Raw genomic sequence first — 3,206 nt, forward strand, 5'->3', positions numbered from 1 at the left:
TTCAGCAGTGTTCAGCGTAAATGTATCAGCATCACCACCCAAGCTACAGAGAAGGGGTTTATCTTTCGCTGCCGACTGCTCCAGCAAGATGGCTCTTGCGAGTCGGAGATTGGCACCAAAGCCTACGGCTACTTTCAAAACGAGGCCGAAGCTATTCTGGCGGGCATGGTCTGGATCGACCGGCAGCAACTGCCAGATCACCTAGACGGTCTACTGTTTGACAATGAGGAGCCGGAAGGTTAGATAGGGGCTTCTTCTCGCACCAGCCGCTCCCAACCCAAGCCTTTGAGGGCAGCATTGCGCCGCAGCGGTCGGGTCACCAGCTCCAGCAGAGCCTGGGTGTTGCCGAAGCCGTGGATCTGGGCGAAGGTGAACTCCACCGACCACTTGGTGGTTATCCCCCGTGCCTCTAGGGGGTTGGCGTGGGCCATACCTGTGATCACCAGATCCGGCTGCAGGGCCTTGATGCGCTGGATTTGGTTGTAGTTATCCGGCTTTTCTACGATGGTGGGCTTGGGCACTCCCATCTCTTCGCAGGTGCGCTCCAAGAGGGCCAGCTCAGCCGCTTGGTAGCGTTTGTCCATGTAAGGGATCCCAATTTCCTGCACCGTCATGCCACAGCGCACCAGGAAACGGGCCAGCGAGATCTCCAGCAGGTTATCGCCCATGAAGAAAACGCTCTTGCCCCGCAGCAGCTCCCGATAATCCCGAACCTGGGGATGGTTCCACACTTCCGCTTCCCGCTCTGCCAAGCCTTGAGTTGGGATCCCCAATTCGCAGGCAATGGCTTCTATCCAGGCGCGGGTGCCATCCGGCCCGATGGGAAAAGGAGCGGTGATGAGCTTAGCCTTTTTACGGCGTACCAGCGTGGTGGCTGTGCGGCTGAGGAAAGGATTCACCCCCACCACATAGGTGCCCGGCTCGATGGCCGGCAGCTCCCCATAGCGTTTGGCCGGCAACCAGCCGGAGACGCGGATCCCGTGTTTTTTCAGCTCCAGGGTGAGTTGGGTAACCACCGGATCGGGCACCGAGCCGAAGATCACCAAGGGAGGATGCTTGTGGAAGCCTTCCTCCTCTTTCTTTGTTCCAGAGCGGAGCCCGTAAAAAAGCGCCTGGAGACCCCCGCGGGTTTCCTGCTCCTCTGCCCGCACCTGCTCTGGGCAGCGTTGAGCCATCGAGGCCAAAACCGTGTCTTCCCCTTGGGTAAAAGCGTAGTCGAGGCCATTGGCCCGGGCCACCACAATCGGGATCCCGATCTCCCCTTCCAGCTTCTGGGCTAGGCCCTCCAGATCCATTTTGATGATCTCGGTGGTGCAGGTGCCGATCCAAACAATCACGCTGGGATTGCGATCTCGTTGAATTTGCAGGCACAGCCGCTTCAGCTCCTCATAGTCGTTGAGCTTGGCGCTAATATCCCCCTCTTCCAGCTCCGCCATGGCATAGCGGGGCTCGGCAAAGATCATCACCCCCATGGCGTTTTGCAGAAAGTAGCCACAGGTTTTGGTGCCGATGACCAAAAAGAAGCTGTCTTCAATTTTTTGATAAAGCCAAGCTACACAACTAATCGGGCAAAAGGTATGGTAGTTGCCGGTTTCGCACTGAAAGTTAAGGGCATTGGCACTATCCAAAGCAGCATTCATGCTCGTCTCCTAAAAACATAAAAGAAGGGAACGTTGCCAACTAGAGGGCTACCAACTGGGGCACACCCACCAATTTTTCGCTGAGATCCCAAAGCAATTTGGCCTTGGCATCGTCTGCCGCCTCGTCAGAGACTTCTTGGTTAAAGGGCTTGGCATTCTTGCGTTGCCGGTTACCCCAGCTCCAGTAGAATCCCGACCGACGAAACTCGGGATCGGCCACCACTTGGGCCACCCGCTCTCCGGCCAATTCCTGAGAAACAAATCCGCCCGTGATGTTTTTTTGGAACCAGGGGAAAAGTTTCTGAAACAGGGGATAGTGATGGCGGAACAGAGCCGTGGTGGCTACACACCCCGGATAGAGGGAGAGGAAGGTGATGCCAGTGCTTTCGTGGAAGCGGCGGTGCAGCTCGCGCATGGTGAGGATATTGCAGACTTTGCTGTCTTTGTAGGCTTTCACCGGATCGAATTTGCCGCCATCGGCCATGCTGATGGGATCCTTAAAGCCCTGGGCAAATCCCCGCAGATCCCCCAGGTGGGGTTGGGGTGGGATCTTACCCCCCAGCTCCTTGGGATTGTGGGTAACCGTGCCCAAGATCACCAGCCGCCGATCTGGATAGGTGGAGCGTTTCAGATCCTCCAACATCAAATGGCAGAGCAAGAAATGCCCCAGATGGTTGGTGGCCATGGTCAGCTCATATCCTTCCGGGCTGCGCAGGGGCTGCTTGAGCAGGGGCATGTAGATGGCGGCGTTGCAGACCAAGGCGTCCAAGGAACGGCCCCAGTTGCGGAACTGCTCGACAAACCGCCGCACGCTGGCCAAGCTGGCCAGATCGATCTGCATCAGGGTATAGCTGCCCTGGGGGATCCCCACTTGTTGGGCCGCCCGGTAGGCTTTGTCCAGATCCCGACAGGCCATCACCACGTGCCAGCCGCGCTTGGCCAAGGCCAAAGCTGAGTATAGGCCAACACCCGAGGAAGCTCCGGTAATCACGACGGTGGGTTGCTCTTGTCCTTGCATATCCAACTCCTGTGCCATTTCCTTCCCAAAGCGGGATCCCTACAGGATCCATCTTGGGGGGGAAAGCGGATCGGACAACAAATTGATAAGGTTTGCGACAGTCTTCCGAAACAGTGGCTTCATTTTTGGACACACTGCCCCCGCTGGCAGGGGATCCCTTACACCAAGGCCAGTTGGCGGGCTGGAGTGTTGTAAAAGTCGGAGAGCAAAGCAAACAGCTCCCGATCTTCGGCAGGTTGGGGCACGATCCCTTCCGGACGGGCCAGCAGCTCATCGGCAATGTTCAGGTAGTACTGGCAGACAGGCTCCAGGCTGGGATCGGTTTCCGCCATCTCGAAGAGGGTTTTGCCCTTGACCCGCGAGACGCGAATATCTTCAATGAGGGGAAGCACCTCGATAACCGGCATGGGGACTGCCGAGACGTATTTGTCAATCAGATCCCGCTTGCTGGTGCGATTGCCGATCAGCCCGGCCAACCGCAGCTTGCGGGTTTTGGCCTTTTCTCGCACCGAGGCAGCAATCCGATTGGCGGCAAACAGGGCATCAAA

General features: G+C 57.4%; 3 protein-coding genes and 1 pseudogene. 1 reads left to right on the plus strand and 3 read right to left on the minus strand.

Features of this window, described 5'->3' with window-relative positions; genetic code table 11:
• Nucleotides 1–30 precede the first annotated feature (30 nt).
• Nucleotides 31–243: a hypothetical protein gene (locus NW856_RS13955; RefSeq protein ID WP_414400731.1), complete on the plus strand. Its 213-nt coding sequence runs from the start codon at nt 31–33 to the stop codon at nt 241–243.
• On the opposite strand, the gene NW856_RS13960 is transcribed toward NW856_RS13955, so the two are convergent.
• The 3 genes and pseudogenes from NW856_RS13960 to NW856_RS13970 form a co-directional block, all read right to left on the minus strand.
• Nucleotides 240–1,640, minus strand: coding sequence for a ferredoxin:protochlorophyllide reductase (ATP-dependent) subunit N (locus tag NW856_RS13960; protein ID WP_414400728.1), 1,401 nt, complete (start codon nt 1,638–1,640; stop codon nt 240–242). The genes NW856_RS13955 and NW856_RS13960 overlap by 4 nt on opposite strands.
• Before the next feature lie 40 nt (nt 1,641–1,680).
• Complete coding sequence (locus NW856_RS13965) at nt 1,681–2,658, minus strand: protochlorophyllide reductase (protein ID WP_414349746.1); 978 nt, start codon at nt 2,656–2,658, stop codon at nt 1,681–1,683.
• A gap of 158 nt (nt 2,659–2,816) precedes the next feature.
• A pseudogene (locus tag NW856_RS13970) lies at nt 2,817–3,206 on the minus strand (ferredoxin:protochlorophyllide reductase (ATP-dependent) iron-sulfur ATP-binding protein); the annotation flags it as partial.

Source organism: Synechococcus sp. R3-13 (genome assembly GCF_047462195.1).
Lineage (GTDB): Bacteria > Cyanobacteriota > Cyanobacteriia > Thermostichales > Thermostichaceae > Thermostichus.